12 protein-coding genes, 1 tRNA gene, 1 pseudogene and 1 riboswitch are annotated in these 19,829 nt (G+C 64.7%); of the genes and pseudogenes, 7 read left to right on the plus strand and 7 right to left on the minus strand.

Translation table 11 applies throughout. The features are described from left to right. Positions 1–193 precede the first annotated feature (193 nt). A complete protein-coding gene (gene rpoH, locus ACSHT2_RS25865) occupies positions 194–1,093 on the minus strand; it encodes an RNA polymerase sigma factor RpoH (protein ID WP_061880464.1) in 900 nt (299 codons plus the stop codon). A gap of 219 nt (positions 1,094–1,312) precedes the next feature. Then, on the minus strand, positions 1,313–2,320 hold the full coding sequence (locus ACSHT2_RS25870) for an RluA family pseudouridine synthase (protein ID WP_440637350.1): 1,008 nt from the start codon (positions 2,318–2,320) through the stop codon (positions 1,313–1,315). Here ACSHT2_RS25870 and ACSHT2_RS25875 point away from each other — a divergent pair. The 4 genes from ACSHT2_RS25875 to ACSHT2_RS25890 all read left to right on the plus strand — a co-directional run bounded on the left by ACSHT2_RS25875 (position 2,319) and on the right by ACSHT2_RS25890 (position 8,433). Next, positions 2,319–2,663: a hypothetical protein gene (locus ACSHT2_RS25875; protein ID WP_440637351.1), complete on the plus strand. Its 345-nt coding sequence runs from the start codon at positions 2,319–2,321 to the stop codon at positions 2,661–2,663. The two genes, ACSHT2_RS25870 and ACSHT2_RS25875, sit on opposite strands and share 2 nt — an antisense overlap. A gap of 57 nt (positions 2,664–2,720) precedes the next feature. Continuing rightward, positions 2,721–2,795, plus strand: a tRNA-Glu gene (locus ACSHT2_RS25880). A gap of 573 nt (positions 2,796–3,368) precedes the next feature. Beyond that, a complete protein-coding gene (locus ACSHT2_RS25885; RefSeq protein ID WP_440637353.1) occupies positions 3,369–7,427 on the plus strand; it encodes an autotransporter domain-containing protein in 4,059 nt (1,352 codons plus the stop codon). Between the two features lie 478 nt (positions 7,428–7,905). Next, entirely contained in the window at positions 7,906–8,433 is a 528-nt protein-coding gene (locus tag ACSHT2_RS25890; RefSeq protein ID WP_440637354.1) for a 2'-5' RNA ligase family protein, read from the plus strand. A gap of 61 nt (positions 8,434–8,494) precedes the next feature. Here ACSHT2_RS25890 and ACSHT2_RS25895 read toward each other — a convergent pair whose 3' ends face one another. From ACSHT2_RS25895 to ACSHT2_RS25905, 3 genes are all read right to left on the minus strand, one after another. Further along, positions 8,495–9,520: an alpha/beta hydrolase gene (locus ACSHT2_RS25895; RefSeq protein ID WP_440637355.1), complete on the minus strand. Its 1,026-nt coding sequence runs from the start codon at positions 9,518–9,520 to the stop codon at positions 8,495–8,497. Between the two features lie 193 nt (positions 9,521–9,713). Beyond that, positions 9,714–11,147, minus strand: coding sequence for a PepSY domain-containing protein (locus tag ACSHT2_RS25900; protein WP_440637356.1), 1,434 nt, complete (start codon positions 11,145–11,147; stop codon positions 9,714–9,716). 14 nt (positions 11,148–11,161) lie between these two features. Further along, on the minus strand, positions 11,162–13,450 hold the full coding sequence (locus ACSHT2_RS25905; RefSeq protein ID WP_440637358.1) for a TonB-dependent receptor: 2,289 nt from the start codon (positions 13,448–13,450) through the stop codon (positions 11,162–11,164). 107 nt (positions 13,451–13,557) lie between these two features. Beyond that, positions 13,558–13,753: riboswitch (cobalamin riboswitch) on the minus strand. An 829-nt stretch (positions 13,754–14,582) separates the two neighbouring features. On the opposite strand from ACSHT2_RS25905, the pseudogene ACSHT2_RS25910 reads away from it, so the two are divergent. From ACSHT2_RS25910 to ACSHT2_RS25920, 3 genes and pseudogenes are all read left to right on the plus strand, one after another. Further along, a pseudogene (locus ACSHT2_RS25910) lies at positions 14,583–15,790 on the plus strand (alpha/beta hydrolase family protein). A 206-nt stretch (positions 15,791–15,996) separates the two neighbouring features. Next, positions 15,997–17,487 (plus strand): amidohydrolase family protein, encoded by a 1,491-nt coding sequence (locus ACSHT2_RS25915; protein WP_440637360.1) that lies wholly within the window; start codon positions 15,997–15,999, stop codon positions 17,485–17,487. 3 nt (positions 17,488–17,490) lie between these two features. Continuing rightward, positions 17,491–18,420, plus strand: a complete 930-nt coding sequence (locus ACSHT2_RS25920) for a CobW family GTP-binding protein (protein ID WP_440637362.1) — start codon at positions 17,491–17,493, stop codon at positions 18,418–18,420. A gap of 252 nt (positions 18,421–18,672) precedes the next feature. Here the strand turns inward: ACSHT2_RS25920 and ACSHT2_RS25925 are convergent, their stop codons facing one another. Next, on the minus strand, positions 18,673–19,146 hold the full coding sequence (locus ACSHT2_RS25925; protein ID WP_440637364.1) for a hypothetical protein: 474 nt from the start codon (positions 19,144–19,146) through the stop codon (positions 18,673–18,675). An 11-nt stretch (positions 19,147–19,157) separates the two neighbouring features. Further along, positions 19,158–19,652 (minus strand): hypothetical protein, encoded by a 495-nt coding sequence (locus tag ACSHT2_RS25930; protein ID WP_440637366.1) that lies wholly within the window; start codon positions 19,650–19,652, stop codon positions 19,158–19,160. Positions 19,653–19,829 lie beyond the last annotated feature (177 nt).

The following is a 19,829-nucleotide window of genomic DNA, read 5'->3' on the forward strand; positions in this document are numbered from 1 at the left end:
CCAAGAGGCGCGCCCCGGAATGACGGGAGCAGCTGCACCGCCCGGGTCAAGCCGTGGCATGACGCCGAAGCTTGGAGTTGCGCCCTGAGGCTCATCGCTCGGCAGGCCTCGTGCATGCAACAAAAAAGCCGGCGTTGCCGCCGGCTTTTCGTCTCTTTCGATCCGCCAATCTCTCTCCGCGGCGAAGCCCCGCTTAATGCGCGGCTTCCAGCGCGGCCTGTTCCTGCCTTGCGATCGTGCCCTTGACCGCGGACTGCACCTTCTCGAAGGCGCGGACCTCGATCTGGCGGACGCGCTCGCGCGACACGCCGAACTCGGCGGCAAGGTCTTCCAGCGTCATCGGCTCATCGGCGAGGCGGCGTGCCTCGAAGATGCGGCGTTCGCGCGGGTTGAGCACGCCCATCGCGCCGTTCAGCGCGTCACGGCGGTGATCATACTCCTCGTGCTCCGCCATCATGGCTTCCTGGTTGGGCGTGTTGTCGACCAGCCAGTCCTGCCATTCGCCGGCTTCGCCGTCGTCGCGGATCGGAGCGTTGAGCGACGCGTCGCCACCGAGGCGGCGGTTCATGTCGATCACGTCCTGATCGGTGACGCCGAGGCGCTTGGCAATCATCTTCACCTGGTCGGGGCGGAGATCGCCTTCGTCCAGCGCGTTGATCTTGCTCTTCGCCTTGCGCAGGTTGAAGAACAGCTTTTTCTGGTTCGCGGTGGTGCCCATCTTCACGAGCGACCAGGAACGCAGGATGTACTCTTGAATCGAGGCCTTGATCCACCACATGGCGTAGGTGGCGAGACGGAACCCCTTCTCGGGTTCGAAACGCTTCACCGCCTGCATCAGGCCGACATTGCCTTCCGAGACGACCTCGGAGATCGGCAGGCCGTAGCCGCGATAGCCCATGGCGATCTTGGCCACGAGGCGGAGGTGGCTGGTAACGAGTTGGTGCGCCGCGTCGCGATCGTCATGCTCGCGCCAACGCTTGGCGAGCATGTATTCCTGCTGGGGTTCCAGCATTGGAAACTTGCGGATCTCGGCGAGGTAGCGAGAAAGGCCGGATTCTCCATTGAGGACCGGCAAAGCAGCGGTACGGGCCATAGTGCGCCCTCCAAAAAGGTTCAGGCCCCCGATAGCGGCGGGCCAGGCAGACGACCGCTGTGTTAAAGCCGGCCGTAGCTGCGATGTTCCGCGTTGGTCATTTCAACGCACACGCAATATACCCCATCGGGGGTCGAAAAGGGAAGGATTGCTGACGTCACGTCCCCGTGTGACAGCTATAACTTTTTGTAATGTAAAGACATTCTGAAGCGGCCTGCGTCATAGCGCCGCTTTGAGGGCGCGTTCGAGGAGAAGCAAATCCTCCGGCAGAGGCGCTTCCCAGTGGAGTAATTCTCCTGTCCTCGGGTGCTCTAATACCAGCAGGTAAGCATGTAGGGCCTGTCGCCCCAGCGCCGCCAAAGCGGCCTGCGACTGAGGCGCCAGCTGGTTGGCCTTGGTCTTGAAATGCGGGCCATAGACGGCATCGCCCATCAAGGGGTGGCCGATATGGGCGAGGTGGACGCGGATCTGATGGGTGCGGCCGGTCTCGAGTTCGCAGGCGAGCAAGACGGCGACCGGCTTGCCGTCGCGCCCGGCAAAGCTCTCCAGGATCTCCCAATGCGTCACCGCCTCGCGGCCGCCCTGGCGCACCGCCATCTTCTCGCGTGCATGCGGATGGCGGTCGATCGGCGCATCGACCGTGCCGCGATGCCGGTTCGGCACGCCCCAGGCAAAGGCCATGTAGCCGCGGCGCATCGCGCCGGTGCGGCCGTGGTCGGCGAATTGGGCTGACAGCGAGGCATGCGCGAGGTCGTTCTTGGCGACCACCATCAGCCCTGTCGTGTCCTTGTCGAGCCGGTGCACGATGCCGGGCCGGCGCACCCCGCCGATGCCCGACAGCGAGGCGCCGCAATGGGCGATCAGCGCGTTGACCAGCGTGCCGGTCTCGTGCCCGGCCGCGGGGTGTACCACCAGTCCCTTCGGCTTGTTGATGACGACGATGTCGTCGTCCTCGAACACGATATCGAGGGCGATATCCTCCCCCCTGGGCTCGGCGGGCGCCGCCTCCGGCACGTCGATTATGATCGTATCGCCGGGACTGACGTGATAAGCGGGGTCGCGGACCGCGGCGGCCTTCAGGTGCACTGCGCCCGCCAGGATCAGGGCCTTCAGCCTCGATCGCGACAGCTCCGGCCGGCGCGCCGCCAGCACGCGGTCGAGCCGGGCCGAGCCCTCGTCGCCGGCGACCACGACCTCCAACCTTTGCGCTGACCCAGAGCTTTCCATGACGACGTCTGATACCGCTGTTCCCGAACCGACCCCCGAGCAGGCCGCGCTGTTCGCGCGGGTGCGGCGGATGATGCTGATCGCGGGGTTGACCACGGCGCTGGCGATCTGCGCCGTGCTGATCGCGGTGGGCTACCGCCTTTTCAAGTCGGAGGGAAGGGCGCCCGAACCGGTGGGCGACGTCATCGCCACCCTGCCGAAGGGCGCCAGGATCGTTTCGACCGGCGTCGCCGGCGACCGGCTGGTTATCACGCTCGACGTCGGCGGCATCACCGAGATCCGCACCTTCGACGCCCACACCCTCAAGCCGGCCGGAAAGCTGAAATTTGCCAACGAGCCTTAAAAGGCCCGTCGGGGTCCTTGCGGCGGACAAATTTCGAGGTTATTGGCTAGCCCTCACGCTCCCTTCGTCTAGCGGTTAGGACGCGGCCCTCTCAAGGCTGAAACAGGGGTTCGATTCCCCTAGGGAGCGCCATTCTCACGCCGGCGACCGCGCATGCCGTTGAAGCCCTGATGTAATTTCCGGGGATAGGGTCGAGGCTTGTGCACGATCCAGCATGCCCAGTTTTCGACGTGTTGGCCTCGCGACTCCCCGCTCACTCTCGCGCTGCTGGCGCCGAACACGCGGCTGAAGGCGTTCAGCGTCGGGCCAGTTTTGTAGAGCAGATTGTCGAGTGCCGGCTCCGCTCCGGTTTCGCGGATCCAATCCTTCCAATTTTCTGATCTCGCCCGGGGTTAGGCCGAACTGCTGGCGGCGGAACGCACGGACGAAACTGGAGTCGCTGCCGAACTAGCCGCGGCGTCAGCATGGCACATCGCAATATGATCGACGTCAGCCGCGCACGGGCGTTTCCCTCGCGACGATGTTGGCGGCCGACGTGAGGTTGGACGTTGGGCCGGAATCTGGAGTCATGTGTCGTGCGTGCATCAGTACTCTTCGGAATCTGCACCTGAGACGCCCGGCACATTGCCCGGTCGGCCGGCCTGCTAGTGCTCGGCGAAGACATCGATCGCATGAAGAGCGCAGGGCGCGGGGGCGTTGGGATTCATGGCAAAGTTGCGCGCGCGCGTCAGGCGAGGTTCGAAACTGGGCATCGGCTTGTTGAGCGGCACCGCGTTGTCCTCGGTGGTTTTTGTCCTTGCGCTCGGGCCATCCAGTCCAGCGCTTGCGGCGGGCGGCGCCGGCGCTGAAGGAAGCGGGAGCTTCCTCGGGACCGGGACCGGCGGCGATGGCGGATCAGGCGCCATCGGACATAGCGGCGAAACGGGCAATGCCGGTCAGAATGGCACTGGCGATTTCGGCGGCGGCGGCGGTGGCGGTGGTGCCGCCGGCGGCGGCGCGGGTGGGGCCGGTGGACTCGACGGCAGCGGTTCGGCCTCCGGCGGCGCCGGAGGCATCGGTGGCACGAATGGTGCCACCAACATTACGTCCGTGTCATCGGGATCAACGATCAGTGGCGGCGCGGGCGGCCAGGGGCAGGCCGGGGTCGCAACGTCCTCCGGGCTTGGCGGAGGCGGCGGCGGAGGCGGCGGAAGCGGCGGCTATGGCGTCGTCGAAACCACGTTTCTCACGCTCGCCAATTTCGGGACGATCTCCGGAGGTTCCGGTGGTGCCGGCGGGCCCGCCGATGGTGCGCGGGTTGGTTACGCCGGTGACGGCGGTGTCGGCGCCATTTTCACCGCCGGCGGTGTTCTCAACAATTTCGGCGTCATTTACGGCGGCAGCGCCGGCGATACCAGCGGCTTTGATCCTTCCCTGGCGGGAGCTGCCGTCGTCGGAAGCAATCTCACGATCCTGAATGCGGGAACGATCGCCGCCGGCAATGGCGGCAGTCGCCCTGCGATTGACTTTCTCAGCGGCTCAAACGTTCTGCAACTGCTGTCCGGCTCCTTCATCAACGGCAATGTCAATATCGAAGCGGGCGCCAGCCTGACCATCGACCAGAGAAGCGCCGGCGTCGACGCAACCTTCGGTATTCCCTACACCACGGCCCTTGTCGGCTCCGGAGTCCTCTCGATCGACGCCGGCGCACGGACGCTGACGCTGAACGGTTCGAACAGTGGTTTCACCGGCACCACGAATCTGGTTAGCGGAACGACGGTCATCAATAATGCCGGCGGGCTGGGCACTGGCACGATAGAGTTTACCGGCGGGACCGCCGGTTCGACGCTGGCGGCACAATTCAGCGGCACGTTCGGTAACGGCATCAATATCGCAGTTGGTAATTCAGCCACGATCGGTGCCGCCGCGGGCAACACGCTGACACTCGGCGGTAGCTTCGCCTACGGTGGCGGCACGGGAACGACGCTTACCTTCGGCTCGGCGACGGCGACCGGCACCGTGCTGTTCGCGCCAAGCAGCCTGACTTTGAATTCTGGCGGCGCCCTTGCCATCGATGGCGGGGCCCTGTTGGTTGGCAATTCAAACGGAGCCAACCTTCTCGGCGGTCTCAGCGGCACCGTCGTGGAGAGCGGTGCTTCGCTCGAGCTCCAGGGTGGCCTGTCGATCGGCAATTCGCCTTTGACGCTCAAAGGCGCCGGCGTCGCGAACGGCGGGGCGCTGCGCAACATGTCCGGCAACAACAGTTTCGCCGGCGCCATTACGCTGGGATCCGACGCGCGCATCGATTCCGATGCCGGCCGGTTGTCGCTGACCGGGGCGATCACCGGCGCCGGCCAAACCCTGACGTTCGGCGGCGCCGGCGCGATTCTCGTCAGCAACACGATCGCGATCGGCGCCGGCGGCCTGACCTATGACGGGACCGGCACGCTCACGCTCTCAGGCGCCAACACCTATACGGGCGGCACCATCATATCGAGCGGCACGTTGCAGCTCGGCAATGGCGGGACGACGGGATCGCTGGTCGGCAATGTCGTTGACAACGGCGTGCTCGCGATCGATCGCTCCGATACCCTGACGTTCGCCGGCGCGATTTCTGGCAGCGGCACATTTCGGCAGGATGGGAGCGGCGCCACCGTTCTGACCGGCACCAACACCTATAGTGGCGGTACCATCATCTCGAGCGGCACGTTGCAGCTCGGCAATGGCGGCGCGACGGGATCGCTCGTCGGCGATATCGTCGACAACGGCGTGTTCGCGATTCGTCGCTCCGATACCCTGACGCTCGCCAGCGTGATTTCCGGCAGCGGCATATTTAGGCAGGATGGGAGCGGCACGACCGTCCTGACCGGCACCAACACCTATAGCGGCGGCACCATCATTGCGAGCGGCACGTTGCGGCTCGGCAATGGTGGAACGACGGGATCGCTCGTCGGCGATGTCGTCGACAACGGCGTGTTCGCGATCGATCGCTCCGATATTTTGACGCTTCCCGGCGTGATTTCCGGCAGCGGTGCGTTCCGGCAGATCGGGACCGGAACGACCATCCTCTCCGGCATCAATGCCTATGCCGGCGCGACGACGGTCAATGGCGGCACGCTCGCGGTGAATGGCTCGATCGCGTCGTCCAGCCTGCTGACCGTCAATTCAGGAGGGACTGTCGGGGGCACCGGCACCTTGTCGTCGACAGTCATCGCCGGTGGCGGCACGCTGGCGCCCGGCAATTCCATCGGCACGATTTCGGTGAGCGGCAGCCTGACCTTCGACACGGGCGCGAGCTATGCTGTCGAGGTTTCGCCGAACGCCGCGGACCGCACCAATATCACCGGAACGGCCACGCTCGCCGGCACGGTGAACGCGGTATTCGCCCCCGGCAGCTATATGGCGCGCAACTATACGATCCTGTCCGCGGCCGGTGGGCTCGGCGGCACCACCTTCGATCTGCTTACGACAAGCGGTCTACCAGTCAATTTCACGGCCAGCCTGAGCTATGGCTCGACCGATGTGTTGCTGAGCCTCAAGGCGGCGCTGGGCGCACGGCAGGAGCTTGCGACCAATCCGTCGAACGTCGCCAATGCCATCAACGGTTTCTTCAATGGTGGAGGCACGCTGCCCCCCGGTTTTGTCACGGTGTTTGGGCTGTCCGGCGCTCCGCTCGCCGGCGCGCTCGCCCAGCTCTCCGGCGGGGCCGCCAGCGGGTCGCAGCAGACGACCTTCAACGCGATGTCTCAATTCATGGGCGCGATGACCGATCCGTTCGTGCTCGGTCGGAGCGACGGCGTATCGGCGTCGACCGGCGCTGCGCAGTTCGCCGATGCGGCCGCGGTCGCAGCCTACGCCTCCACCGGCGGCAAAAGCTCCACCTCCGAGCGGGACGCCTATGCTGCGATCTTTCGCAAGGCCCCGGTGACGGCAGGTCCCCTCACGCAAGGCTGGAGCGTGTGGGCCGCGGGCTATGGCGGTACGCAGACCACCGACGGCAACGCCACGACGGGATCGAACACCGCGACCAGCCGCCTGTTCGGCACGGCCGTCGGTGCCGACTACCGGTTCTCGCCGAACACCGTTGCGGGCTTCGCACTCGCCGGCGGCGGCACCAATTTCAGCGTCGCCAATGGCGGCACCGGGCGGTCCGATCTGTTCCAGGCCGGCGCGTTCGTGCGGCACACCATGGGTGCGGCCTATCTCTCGGCAGCGCTGGCCTATGGCTGGCAGGATGTCACCACGAGCCGCACCGTCACCATCGCCGGGATTGATCAGTTGCAGGCGCGCTTCAACGCCAATGCGTATTCGGGCCGCGTCGAGGGCGGCTATCGCGTCGCGATGCCGTGGATGGGCCTGACGCCCTATGCGGCCAGCCAGTTCGTCACCTTCGATCTGCCGGCCTACGCCGAGCAGGCGCTGTCGGGCGCCAATACCTTTGCATTGAGCTACGGTGCCAAGAGTGTCACGGCCTCGCGGTCGGAGCTCGGCTTGCGCGCCGATAGGTCGTTCGCGCTCGATGATGCGGTTCTGACGCTGCGGGGACGCGCGGCGTGGGCGCACGACTTCAATCCGGAGCGCTCGATCGCGGCGACCTTCCAGGCGCTACCGGGCGGGTCGTTCGTGGTTAGCGGTGCGGCGCAGGCGCCCGACGCGGCGCTCACCACCGCATCCGCCGAGGTGAAATGGCTCAACGGCGTTTCGCTGGTGGCCACCTTCGAGGGTGAGTTCTCCAACGTCACCCGCAGCTACGCCGGCAAGGGTGCCGTTCGGTATGCGTGGTGACGCTCGCAAATAATGAGTGGGCAACGAGCAAACTCATCGGGCGGCCCGGGCCAGGTTGCCGCGTATGGTGGCCCCGCCAGCGCGCTTAGCTGTCGTGGTCGCTGTCAGTGCTTTGAGAGGCTATAGAAGATATCGTCTGGCGCGGGCGGAGCGCCGCCGTCGCGCTGCCAGGCTTGCGACTTATCCCGGATCTCGCCCGGTGTCAGGCCGAACTTCCGGCGAAAGGCCCGGACGAAGGTCGAGTCGCTGCTGAACTGCAGATCAGGGCCAGATCGATCAGCCGGCCGGTCTGCTCCGCGGGCGAAGCGCGGCCGCTGCACCTGGCGACATTACGGTGACAGTGCACTCAATTCCGTCGCTACTCGATATCGGCGAACCCATGCAGCCAGCTCTTTATGGAAATGGCAATTAAGTGCACTGTCACCGCAAGCTGTCACCGCAAGCGTGATTGTTCCGCCCCTTGGGTGAGCCTTTGGCATTGGCGATCAATATCCGGGCCGATAACGATTCAGCAGGCGAGATCGAGCGGCTGTGGGATCAGGTTGCCGCGTTCGAGGTCGAGCCCTCGATGCGCGCCCTAAGGTATCGGCCGCATTTAACATTTGCCATCTACGACTCGCCTCGGGCTGACGAGAAGGCTGCGTGGGACGTGATGCAGGCAGCCATTGCCGGCGAGACGCAACTGCGGATCGCGTTCAAACGAATTTGCTGGTTCGAAGGCTCTCCGCTCGTTCTCTGGGCCGAGCCGGAGGTCGACGAAACCCTGGTTCGCATCCACGGCGCCATCAGCGCGGCAATCGATCCAGCACATTGTCGTCCTCATTACCGGCCTGGCGCCTGGACGCCCCATTGCACGCTCGGCACTGCCGTTGCCGATGAACGGCGCGATGATGCGATGGCCTTTGCGCGGGCCTTTGATCGCAGCATTGAAGTGCTGTTCGACGTGGCGGACTGCGTCGTCTTTCCACCCGTGCGGATCATCGCCGAGCAAAGATTACCGTCGTAATTGACGTCGCTTGGGCGTCATCGATTGCAAGGCATCAATCTCATGCGGCACAGCCGCTCTCTCACGCCGTCGTGCCGTCGATCGAGCGGCGGATCACCCGCTGCACTTCCGCATTCGACAGGAACAGGTCGTGGTTGATGATGCCCCAGCCTTCCTGTGAGGCATCGACCACGCGCACGCCGAGCCGCGCGATGGCGGCCTTTTCGGCCGCGCCGACTCTCGTCATTCCGCCTGCGATCTGTCCCGACAGCGCCAAAGCGCGATCGTTCGTCGCGGCGATCACGGTGATCTTGCCGGCCAGCGGGCCGATGCGCTGGATCGCCGACGAAAACACGTCCATGTCGATGTCGGGCGCGGCAAACACCACCGCGCCGATCTTGCTCGTGACCGTATCGCCGTATCGCCCATAGAGCTGACGCAGGCTTTCGAGCGTCAGCATGGTTCCCATGCTGTGCGCAACGATGTGCACGCGGCCGCCGCCCGGCGCCGACACGAGCGCCGAGAGCACGCGCTCGAAATCGTCGCGCGACCACATCGCGCTGTCGCGGTCATAGGCATAGTCGAACAATCCTGCCTTGGAGGGCCAGGAGAACGCCATGGTCCGGCCGCGGAACCTGATCCCGTCGGAGAGATGGGCGGCATCCAGCACCGCGGTCTCGAACGTCTGCTTGAAGCCGTGCACATAGATCAGCACGTCTCCTCCGCCGGCCTGCGCAGCGAGATCGCCGGCGTCGGCCGACACAGGTTCGATCCGATCGAGACGCCAATTCCCGAGTCCGACGGAGGCGAGGGAAAGACGGCTTTCGTCCGGGGCGACCAGCCTGGCCCGCGCGACCGTCATGCTCGTCGCGCGCTCCGGCCCGAACCAGGGTTTGGTGCGACCGCCGCTCACGGGCTTGCGCGTGGTGATGACGAGCAATGTTGGGTCAGCGGAGAGCGAGGACGCGTCGAAGCGTGCGCCGGTCGCACCCAGGCCGGCGCATCCGCCGAGCGCGAGGGCACTCCCGGTCGCCGCAAGACCGCCGAGCAAAGCGCGGCGAGATAAGGAACGACGGGAGTCGCATAACAGGAGACGTCGGTCGATCACATGGAACCTTTGGGAACTTTGCCCACCATAACGCCGCCCCGACGCCTCCCTGAATGACAATGGGGGCGATAAGACGGCGGAGCAGCATCGCGGTCGGTTGCATGATCACGGCGCCGGCGTTCGCCGTCCGGAACCTGCGGCGAACGGTCAATCGGACCGCGTCGCTCTCATACTCGTTCGAAGTGGGTTTGCTTCAACGGCGTAGATAGCGCCAGCCGACGACGATGCCGCTCACCGAGACGATGGTGCCAAGGATCGACAGCAGCCACACCACTATGTCCCAGGCCGGGCGATGCATCAGCAGCAAGCGGAAATCGAAACTGTGCAGCGCGTTGAACAGCCAGCGATATGTGCGACGGCTGCTGTCCGCGCGGCCAATGATGTCGCCGGTGACAGGGCTGATGTGAAACCATGTTTTCGCGTCATCATCAAACACAGCGCGCAGCACCGGCAACTCGCGGTCGTGATGATGCGCATACCAGTAAGAGTCGTATACTTCGAGGACCATCCGCTCTACCACGCGGGCTTGCGGCAGCAGTTTCGCTGCGGCAGTCCAAAGGCGATCCTGCGGGATTGCCGTAGTCTGGCCCGACGTCACATCCAGCGGCCTCTGCGTGCCATCCCGCGATGCGGCGACAATCATCGGGCTGCCATCAAGCCAGATCAAGCGCGCTTCGACCGCGGCGGATCGCGGCGCTGGCAGCTTCGTCGCAATCGTCGGCGCCTCATGGCCGGCATAGCGCTGCAGCACCTCGCGCGTCGTGTTGCGGCTTGCGAAATATTCGCCGGGATTGAGCGAAAGCCAACCGGAGAACGTCCAGGTCAGCACGAAGATGCCCGCGATCAGGCCCGTGACGTGGTGCCACGCCATCCAGCCACGATAGGGCGTGATCCTGTCGCTCGCATAGCGCCGCTTCAGCCGCACGCGAAGGACGCCGATCCAGATCCCGGTGACGCCGATGATCAGGCAGATACCGGAGATCCAAAGCACGACGAGCCGCCACAACGGCCCGTCCTTGCGCAATACGGTCGGGTAGATCCAGTGCGGAATCGAGCCGAGCCAGTTCCAGACGCGTTCGGTGTGATTGGTGTCGAGCGCGATCTCGCCGGAACGCGAGGAGATATAGAGCCTGGTGCCGGCATTGTCGCCTAGCCCGATGAGGTAAAGCGGTCGCAGCGGATCGTATCGGGCCGTTACGCTCCATTGATCGCGATCGACGATGGCTTCGAGTTGCGGTGATCTACTGGCGGGATGATGTTGCGCGACCGCGAGCGCCTGCCGTTCGGAAACGTCCGTGATGACGCGGCCGTCGGCTGCGGAGATCGCCTGCCGCTTGCCGTCCCAGCCGGTGATCCGATACACCGGCTCGTCGGCCAGCATGGAAAGCCGGAGATCGCGCGGATACCGCGTGGCGCCTGCCGCCTTCATCGCCTCGTCCGGCGACAGCGCCACCTTCTCCCATTGAATGTCGGGAAGGGCTGCCAGCCTTTCCTTGTCGGAAAGGCCGGGAAAGGCGACGTACATCATCACGACGCCGGAAATGAACCACATGGCGAAGAACAGGCAGGTGACGATGCCGACCCACCTATGGCCGATGTACAGCCACCGCCGGAGCGCGCGTCTCATGGTGCGTGCCACGGTTAGAATTTCACGTTGACGGCGATCTGCGCCGTGCGCGGCATGCCGAGTAGCCACTGAGTGGTTCCGCCCGAGGTCGCATACACCTCGTCGAAAAGATTGTAGACGCGGAACGACACGGTGGTGTTGAGATCAGGCTTCCACTGCACGCCTGCATTGACGATGTTGTAGGCCGGGCGTGTCACCGTGTTGGCGTTGTCGGCGTAGGTCTTGCCGACGATCTGGACGCCCGCATTGGCCGACCAGTTCGGTGCAAACGCCCAGGTCGCCCAGATATTGGAGACGTTCTGCGGTACATTGACAGGTACGTTGCCGGCATAGTTCACGCTTCCGCCGCCGACCGCCTGCACGAAGTCATCATATTTCGCGCGCAGGAAGGCGGTGTTGGCATCGATTCGCCAACCATAATCGAGCAGGAAGCCGACCGAGGCTTCGACACCGCGTGATGATTGCTGGCCGACCTGGACGGTCAGTGAAGGAATGTTGGGATCGCGTGCCAGCAGGTTGTTCTTCACGATCTCATAACCGGCCAAGGTCCATTCGCCGCGGCCGCCCCAGAACGATTGTTTGACGCCGATCTCGATCTGTTTGCCGGTGGCGAGGTCGAAGTTCTTGTTTGCGGAGGACAGTGAGATCAGCCCTCCGACCGGATCGACCGCAGTGGCATACTGGCCATAGAAAGCGAGGTCCTTGAGGGGTGTATAGACCGCGCCGGCGCGCCAAGTTGTCGAGGAGAACGATTTTTCGAAGCTGTTTGCGGGCGTGACGTAGTCAGTGCGCGTGATTGTCGGTTCATCCTGTCGGATACCGGCAATGAACGACAGTTGCTCGGTGACCGACAGCCTGTTTTCGGCAAATAGCGCGTACTGGTTGGTTACGCTGCCGTAACCGGGAACTGTGGCGTTCGGGCTGTTGAATACGCCTGGAACGAAATCGAATGGATCGACGGACGACGAGCCGCCGTAGGGTGAATTGTTGGTGTGAGTAAAATTGATGCGGTTGACGTCGAAGCCCGCCACGAACTCATCGGCCATGCCAAGGACATGCCCACGGAACTTCGCGTCCATGCGGTTGCCGAGCTGCTGCTGATCGTGAAAAATCTCGATATAGCTGGTTCGGTTGATGAGCCCGGTGGCAGGATTGTAGGCGTAGCTTTCGACGTCTTTCCAGTGTCGCTTGGAGTTCAAATAGTAAAGAGTGTTCCGGACCGAGATTCCATCGGTGATCTGCCAATCGGTCTTCACCTGGTTCCAGCTATCCTGGTAGCGGATGTGGCTGTCGCTGACGTTGTAGTTTTTGAAGCGCAGGGATTCATCCAGCCTGCCGTTGATCAGCGGCGTGCCGAAGTAGCGCGACGGGTTGCGGTCACCGTAATCTGTAGACAGCGTCCAGATGACGTCTTCGTTCTGCTTAACCTGAACCACGGCATGAAGTGCGGCATTGGAGGTATTATCGCGATCGACCCAGCCGTCCGACATGTTGCCGGTGGCGGTGATACGATAGGCGACGTCCTTACTCACCGGACCGCCGCTGTCCACCGCGATTCGCCGCGTCATGTTGCTGTCCAGCGACATCTCGGCCTGGTTGCGAGGGATCCACAGCGGCAGTTTCGAAACAATGTTGATGGCGCCGCCGACCGCACCCGCGCCATACATCATCGATGCAGGGCCGCGCAGCACCTCGATGCGCTCGGTCGACCACGTGTCGAACGGAAACGTCACCGTCCCGGCGCCGATATAGAGCTGGGTGCCGTCGTATAGCGTCATGACGGATCCAAGGCCCGTGAAGCCGCGGGTATTGAACGAGACTCCGCCATTGCCCGGTGCCGGGCTCGCCGTGAAGCCGGTGGCGTTTTGCGTCACCGCGTCGAGGATGTTCTGCTGGCCGCGTTCAGAAATGGTTTCGGCCGAGATCACCTCCACGCTGGCCGGCGTCTGCAGTCGCGTCAAGCCGAGTCGGCTACCGGCCGTGCTAGCGCCGGTTAGGTTGAGCGTCGGTGCGGCGAACTCGGGACCCGTCGGGTTGGCAGTCGGAGCACGCGTGTCGGCAGCTACGCCTCGCTGCTGGCGTGAGCGCGCGAGGCGCGTTGCATCGCTACGTCGGGTGCTGCGAGCATTCGGTGGCCTCGCTGGCGGTTGCACCACCACAGGATCGAGCGTCTGGGCCGGCCTTTCGGACTGTGCCCAGCCATCCGTCGACAACACGAGGCAGGAGAATACGAGGCAGGAGAATGCAACTGAACGGAGCAACGCGCGGCGATGCTGTGGCGCGAAGATTGTACGGGAGGTCATCAATAGACTCGCGATAACGTGGCACGTCACCGCGAACGCAGTTTGGCCGCTGCCTCAAGAGGAAGACAGCTCAACACCCACCAGGACACCCCGCCCAATGTGCTCGCGTGTGACCACGACTGACGGCAGGTCTCCTGGCTCGCGGGTCGTTGCCTGTCGCCGCCTTCCCAAGCTCGCAGGCCCAGTGGCGTTTGGCGAAAGGCTCACCGCTTACAGTTGCGGGGGCAGCCACGGCGTTGGGGGATCCCCGCACCGTATTCCCTATTGATCTCCCGAAGGAGAACCGTCGCAGTCACCCTAGTTTTATTTGCGAAGGGCTGTCAACTGGCTGCCCCGAGACAGTTCAGCGCGTCGCACCGTCATCGGCGACGCGCCGATCGTCCACCGGGCGGCGTCGGGCGAAACACCAATCCGCTGTCAACCCCTCTCCTCGAAAATATTCCACTTTACCGAAATTCGGATTTGTCGTATGTGCCGGCCATCCCAGCCCACCAGAGGGGCGGTCGTACGTCGTCACGAACGCGGGCTGGGTTGCGGTGGACGCGGGCGGCGTTAAAGGCGGTTTGTTGCGTGCAGGGCGGGATGAACCTCGTGAGCATGGCGCGGACCGCGAAGACGGACGGCGCCCATGTCCGGCGGAGCCTCTTGGCGAAGCCGGATGGCCTGCGTACGGCGAAACCGTGTGGTCCTGGCCGTCGTTGCTACGGTCAAGCCCTGGCGAAGGCGTCACTCGCGTCAACCGGCGCGATGCCGTGAATTTCGTCGAGGCGAGGGAGGCCAGAAGGAACTCGGCTCCCGGGAGAGCGCGGCATAGGCCGTCAAACCATCGCGCAGGGAAGGCCGGGTTTCGGCTGCCCTGTGTCTCCCCTGTGCATTGCGCGTGCATTCGTTCAGCACGGGGGTCTTATGGGTGCCAGCCGGCGCCCGGTCTTCCCTGCGCCCTCTTCCGAAAGGGTGAGGCGAAAGGCAAAACTCGGGCAGACATGTCGCGAGATTGCGAACGCGTGTCGCGACCGAGCTGCGACAATAGCGCACGGACAGGCTGGTTTCCGAATTGCGCGAGGCCCGGCGCAACACAATCTCAACCGAACCTCTGTAGGCCTGTCACCTTCTCGTTCCACGGGTCTCTTGCATGAAGCCGGCTTGGCGTTTTTCTCTCCTGCTTCTCCTCCAACTCCTCGTGGGGGTTTCCGCCCAGGCGCAGGAGGGCCAAGTCGTCAAATTATCAGCCAGCATCGCGTATCAGCGCATCGCGCGCTGGGATGCCGATCAGCTCAACAGGATCCTGCAGGTCGATACGCCCGCCTTCACCGGGATCACGACAGTCTATAGCCCGGCGCGCAATGCCGTCCGCCTCTATCGCGTGACCTATTCGTCCGTCGTGCCCGAGCGCGGCAACAAGCCGACGATCGCGTCTGGTCTGCTCGCGATCCCAGAGGACAGCGGCACCTCGTTCCCGATGGTGTCGTATCAGCACGGCACCGTTTATGGGAAGCAGGAGGTTCCCTCGTTTCCGCAGCAGTCACCCGAAACCCAACTGATGATCGCCCAGTTCGCGGGACAGGGATATGTCGTGGTCGGCGCCGACTATTTCGGGCTGGGAACGTCGTCGGAGCCGGAAGGCTACATGGTGAAGGCGAGCCACCAGCAGGCGACCTACGACATGCTGGTCGCGAGCCGTGCCGTGCTCGATCATCTCAAGCTCACCACGACGAAGCTGTTTCTCGCCGGCTGGTCGCAAGGCGGCTTCGTGACCATGGCCATGCTCGAGAAGCTCGAGCAGGTCGGCGTCAAGGTCGATGCAGCCGCCACCGCCAGCGCGCCGGCTGACGTGTTCGTCGCGCTGAACGGCTTTCTCAACTTTCCGCGCAAGAATGACGCGAGCTGGGTGACGTCGCTGTTCATCCTCTCGGCCTTCTCGTTCGAGAACTATTACGGCGTCCCCGGGCTTGCCCGCTCGCTGATCTCGGACGCGTATTACGACGTCTCGCGCAAGGCCTATCTGCGCGAACCCTATGATCCTACGCAGGTGCCGGCCGATCTGCACAAGCTGATCCGCGCCGACTATTCGATCCGCAATTCTTTGCCGCATCAGCCTACGGGCGGCTCGCTGCGCAGGCCACGGCGTATCGCTGGATCATCAAGAGCAAGGTTCGCAACTACTATGGCGAGAGCGACGAAGTCATCAGCATCGGCCTCGGCCAGCTGCCCATGACCTATCAGCGCGCGATCGGCAGCGGCAACCAGGCTGTAGAGGCGGTCTCGACCGGCAGCACCAGCCATCGCGGCACGTTCGCGACGGCGGTGCCAAAGTGGAAGTCCTGGTTCGACGGTCTCTGAGAGGCCGTCATGCCGGTATAAGCCGACCCGACGCGTGGACGCCTCAGACTGTCACGCATGCTGCGTCGGCATCGACGGAGGTGGTCGTTCATCGAAAAATCTGCATCTATGCCGGCCGAGACGGTGCGCGATGCGGCCGGTCTCGAGCCTCCGAAGCGGCCGCCGGGCCTTTGGAAGCTCTGGCAATAGCTTTTCGGAGTGACAATATGAGCGGTTTGGTGATCGGCGGCGGCCGGGTGGTGGATCCCGCGAGCGGGATGGACGCCGTTGGGGATGTGGCGGTGGTGGATGGCAAGATCGCCGCCGTCGGCACGGGCCTCGGCGGAGCCGAGCGGGTGATCGACGCGACCGGGCTCGTGGTCGCGCCCGGCTTCATCGATCTGCACGCCCACGGCCAATCGATCCCGGCCGACCGCATGCAGGCGTTCGACGGCGTGACGACGACGCTCGATCTCGAGGCCGGCGTGCTGCCGGTCGGGTCGTGGTACGAGCGCCAGGCGCGGAAAGGCCGCGTGCTGAACTACGGCGCCGCCACCAACTGGGCCTTTGCCCGCATCGGCGCGATGACGGGCTCCAATGCGGAGAGCTCGCTGGAGGCATTCGGCAACGCCATGCGCGATCGCCGCTGGATCGACAACGTCGCGACCGATGCGGAGGTCGCCGGTGTTCTCGAGCGCCTCGCCCGCGGCCTCGACGAAGGCGGCATCGGTATCGGCATCTTGAACGCCTACGCGCCGGGCGCCGGCGTGCAGGAATTGACCGCGGTGTGCCAGTTGGCTGCCGCCAAGGACGTGCCGACCTTCACCCACGTCGCCTTCATGTCGCGCATCGACCCCGAGAGCGCGGCGGAAGCCTATATCCGCCTGATCGGCTACGCCGGCGCCACCGGCGCGCACATGCACATCTGCCATTTCAACTCGTCGAGCAAGACCGACGTCGAGCGCTGCCGCGTGCTGATCGAGAAGGCGCAGGCGCAGGGTCTGCCGATCACGGTCGAGGCCTATCCTTACGGCACCGGCTCCACCGTGCTGGCCGCCGCCTTCTTCAGCGATCCCGAGTTCGTCGAGCGCAACGGCACCGGCTATGATTCCGTGCAGCGTGTCACCGACGGCTATCGCTTCCACGACCGCGAGGAGCTGCTCAAGGCGCAGGCCGAGGAGCCGTCGTCGCTGGTGCTCTGGCACATCCTCGACACCGAGAACAATGCGCATCATCGCGACCTGCTCGACATGTCGGTACTGTATCCCGGCGGCGCCATCGCCTCCGATGCGATGCCGTGGACGCTCTCCGACGGCACCACCTACACCGGCGATGCCTGGCCGCTGCCGGATGATGCCACCTCGCATCCGCGCTCGGCCGGCTGCTTCACGAAATTCATCCGCGAATGGGTGCGCGAGCGCAAAACCGTGTCGCTGCTGGACGGCGTGCGCAAATGCGCGCTGATCCCGGCGGAAATCCTGTCGCAGAGCACGCCCGCGATGCGCGCCAAGGGCCGGCTCGCGAAAGACGCGGATGCCGACATCGTCGTGTTCGATTACGAGAAGCTCTCGGACCGTGCGACCTTCACCGCGATGAACCGACCGTCGGAAGGCGTGCGGCATCTCGTGGTCAGCGGCCAGCCGCTGATCTCCGACGGCGTGCTGGACGTGGCCGCACGGCCCGGTAAGCCGGTGCGCCGCCCCGTCGTCGAGGGCTGACCCATGCCGGTCCCCCTTCTCCTGGTGACGGGCTTTTTGGGGGCGGGCAAGACCACGGTCGTCAACCATCTGCTGGCGCATGCGGAGGGGCGGCGGATCGCCGCCGTGGTCAACGATTTCGGCGCGATCAACATCGATGCGGAGCTGATCGCGGGCGCCAGCGACGGCGTGGTCAGCCTTGCCAATGGCTGCATCTGCTGCTCGCTCGAGGGTGATCTGTTACGCACGCTCTCGACGCTGCTGCGGCGTGATCCCAAGCCTGAGTATATCGTCATCGAGACCAGCGGCGTCGCCGATCCCGCCGACATCGTCCGCAATCTGATGGATCCGGTGATCCTGCGCGAGGCGCGGCTGGAGACGGTGCTCTGCGTGATGGATGCGACGGCACCGCCCGCGGCCCTCGACGATGCGCTCCAGCGTTCGCAATTGCGGGTCGCCGATATCGTGGCGCTCAGCAAGGTGGATCTGGCCGACGCAGGCGCGGGAGCGCGCATGCGCGCGGCCATCCGCGCGCTGCGTATTCCCGCCGTCGTGGTCGATGCGCAGCATGGCGAGATTCCTGCCGCGCTGCTGTTTCCCGCGGACGTCGATCGCCCGCCCGTGCCGCGCGAAGTGGGCCCGCGGCGACCGGCAGAGGAGCGCTTCGAGACGCTGAGCTGGACCTCGGACAAGCCGGTCTCGCTGCCCCGCTTGCAGCAGGCCATCAACCGACTGGCGCCGAAGCTGGCGCGCGCCAAGGGACTGTTCGAGAGCATCGAGCAGCCCGGACGCCCGATGGTGTTTCAGTTCGCCGGCGGTCGCGCCACGCTTGCACCGGGCGATGCGCCTGCAGCGGGCGCGGCACGGACGCGGATCGTCTTCATCGCCGAGCTTGGGGTGCTCTCGAAGGCGGAACTCGACGGCATCATGGAGGCGTGCGTTGCGGGCGGGTAGCGCGGTTCGCACCGATCGCACGCGCATCAGCTCAAATCGGGCGACCCCTTTGTTCGACCGACATGGTCATGCCGCTCAGGTCACGGGTTGCGTTGGCGGGAGTCCTCTCCCGCACCCCATCAGACCTTTCCGGCGGTCAATTCTCAAGAGGGGGACCGCCTGGAGGTTTCATGGAGGGCATCGAGCACTGCGCCTCCATGGCGATATGATAGCGCAAGGCCGCTCCTGATGCGATTGGAACCCGTCAAAGCATCAGCAGAACGCCAGCGCGTTGACTGCCCGCGTGGTCGCAATCTCGTTCTCATTGCCGACGAATTGGCAGACGGCGGATTCGAGCTCGCCCGGCTGCTTGCGGCGCGCTGCCGCCAGCAGCCGCATCAACTCGGTTTCGTCCTTCGACAGGCGCCGGCAGGACGGCGGCATGAAGCACAGCTCGCACGGCCGGCCGCTGCGCAGGATCCTGACGAGTGCGGCAGCCCGTGCGACCAGCAGCGGGCTGTCGGCAACGCCGGGTGCCTCGTCCGCGAAGCGATAGGCTGCTTCCCAGCAATCGGATGTGCCGGTCGCGTAGGCCGCTCCGATGAACCGGAACAGCGACAGCGCGACGCGGCAGAAGTCATCGTAGCTTTCGACGCTTCGTGGCGCCGCAAGCGCGGCCCGGAGCGGACAGAGCTGCGGCCGGACGGCGTCCGGGGCTGCCACGGAATCGCATGGATCCTGCATCATGAATGTTCTCGTCAGTGCAGCGTGGGGCTTCCGACCAGCCAGCTCTTCATCGCCATCATCCGATCGTGGTCGAAAGACCGCACGTGCCGGTCGGGCAGGATGAGACCGGCCATGCGGAAGATCGTTGCAAGCCCCTGGACCGGCGCAAGCGCCCAGTCGGCGCCGACAGGCGGCAGCCAGCGCTCGAACTGCTCGCGGGCGAGATCGACGCGATCCTGCTGTGCTGCGGCGATGGCGGACAGAATTTCGCGCTCGCTGTCCGACATGCGCGGACAAGTCGGGCAGTGCACCTCGATGGCCGTATGGGCGGTGCAGGCGAAGATCTCGATGATGGATTCCAGCGAGGGCACGGCGTCGCCTACGCGGAAATGGTCGTACACCTCCTTGATATCGGCTGCGGTCGGAACGGCGCCACCGCTGCGTGCCTTCGCCCTAAATCCCCAGATGAAGAGCCGCTCCGCTGCGCTCAACGCAGGAAGACCGAGGGGTCCAGTATGTTGATGCATTGGGCTTCTGGCCTTTGGCTACGCTCACGGCAGAGCTGGTGCGGATGATCTGCGCCGATCGTTCCGCCAGAGACCTCTCCAAGTCAACGCTCGGAGAGGCGATGTCGACGTGTTCTAGATTGGAAGAATTCGTATCTCGGATGCTGCATGCCGGCAGCTCTCCCGCGGAATTGCGGG

Source organism: Bradyrhizobium sp. PUT101 (assembly GCF_052043945.1).
Lineage (GTDB): Bacteria > Pseudomonadota > Alphaproteobacteria > Rhizobiales > Xanthobacteraceae > Bradyrhizobium.

Bases quoted from the DNA above. Each gene is read 5' to 3' on its own strand.
- rpoH (WP_061880464.1), bottom strand. From the start codon at position 1,093: ATGGCCCGTACCGCTGCTTTGCCGGTCCTCAATGGAGAATCCGGCCTT.
- ACSHT2_RS25915 (WP_440637360.1), top strand. From the start codon at position 15,997: ATGAGCGGTTTGGTGATCGGCGGCGGCCGGGTGGTGGATCCCGCGAGC.
- ACSHT2_RS25925 (WP_440637364.1), bottom strand. From the start codon at position 19,146: ATGATGCAGGATCCATGCGATTCCGTGGCAGCCCCGGACGCCGTCCGG.
- ACSHT2_RS25920 (WP_440637362.1), top strand. From the start codon at position 17,491: ATGCCGGTCCCCCTTCTCCTGGTGACGGGCTTTTTGGGGGCGGGCAAG.
- ACSHT2_RS25900 (WP_440637356.1), bottom strand. From the start codon at position 11,147: ATGAGACGCGCGCTCCGGCGGTGGCTGTACATCGGCCATAGGTGGGTC.
- ACSHT2_RS25885 (WP_440637353.1), top strand. From the start codon at position 3,369: ATGGCAAAGTTGCGCGCGCGCGTCAGGCGAGGTTCGAAACTGGGCATC.
- ACSHT2_RS25875 (WP_440637351.1), top strand. From the start codon at position 2,319: ATGACGACGTCTGATACCGCTGTTCCCGAACCGACCCCCGAGCAGGCC.
- ACSHT2_RS25930 (WP_440637366.1), bottom strand. From the start codon at position 19,652: ATGCATCAACATACTGGACCCCTCGGTCTTCCTGCGTTGAGCGCAGCG.
- ACSHT2_RS25870 (WP_440637350.1), bottom strand. From the start codon at position 2,320: ATGGAAAGCTCTGGGTCAGCGCAAAGGTTGGAGGTCGTGGTCGCCGGC.
- ACSHT2_RS25905 (WP_440637358.1), bottom strand. From the start codon at position 13,450: ATGACCTCCCGTACAATCTTCGCGCCACAGCATCGCCGCGCGTTGCTC.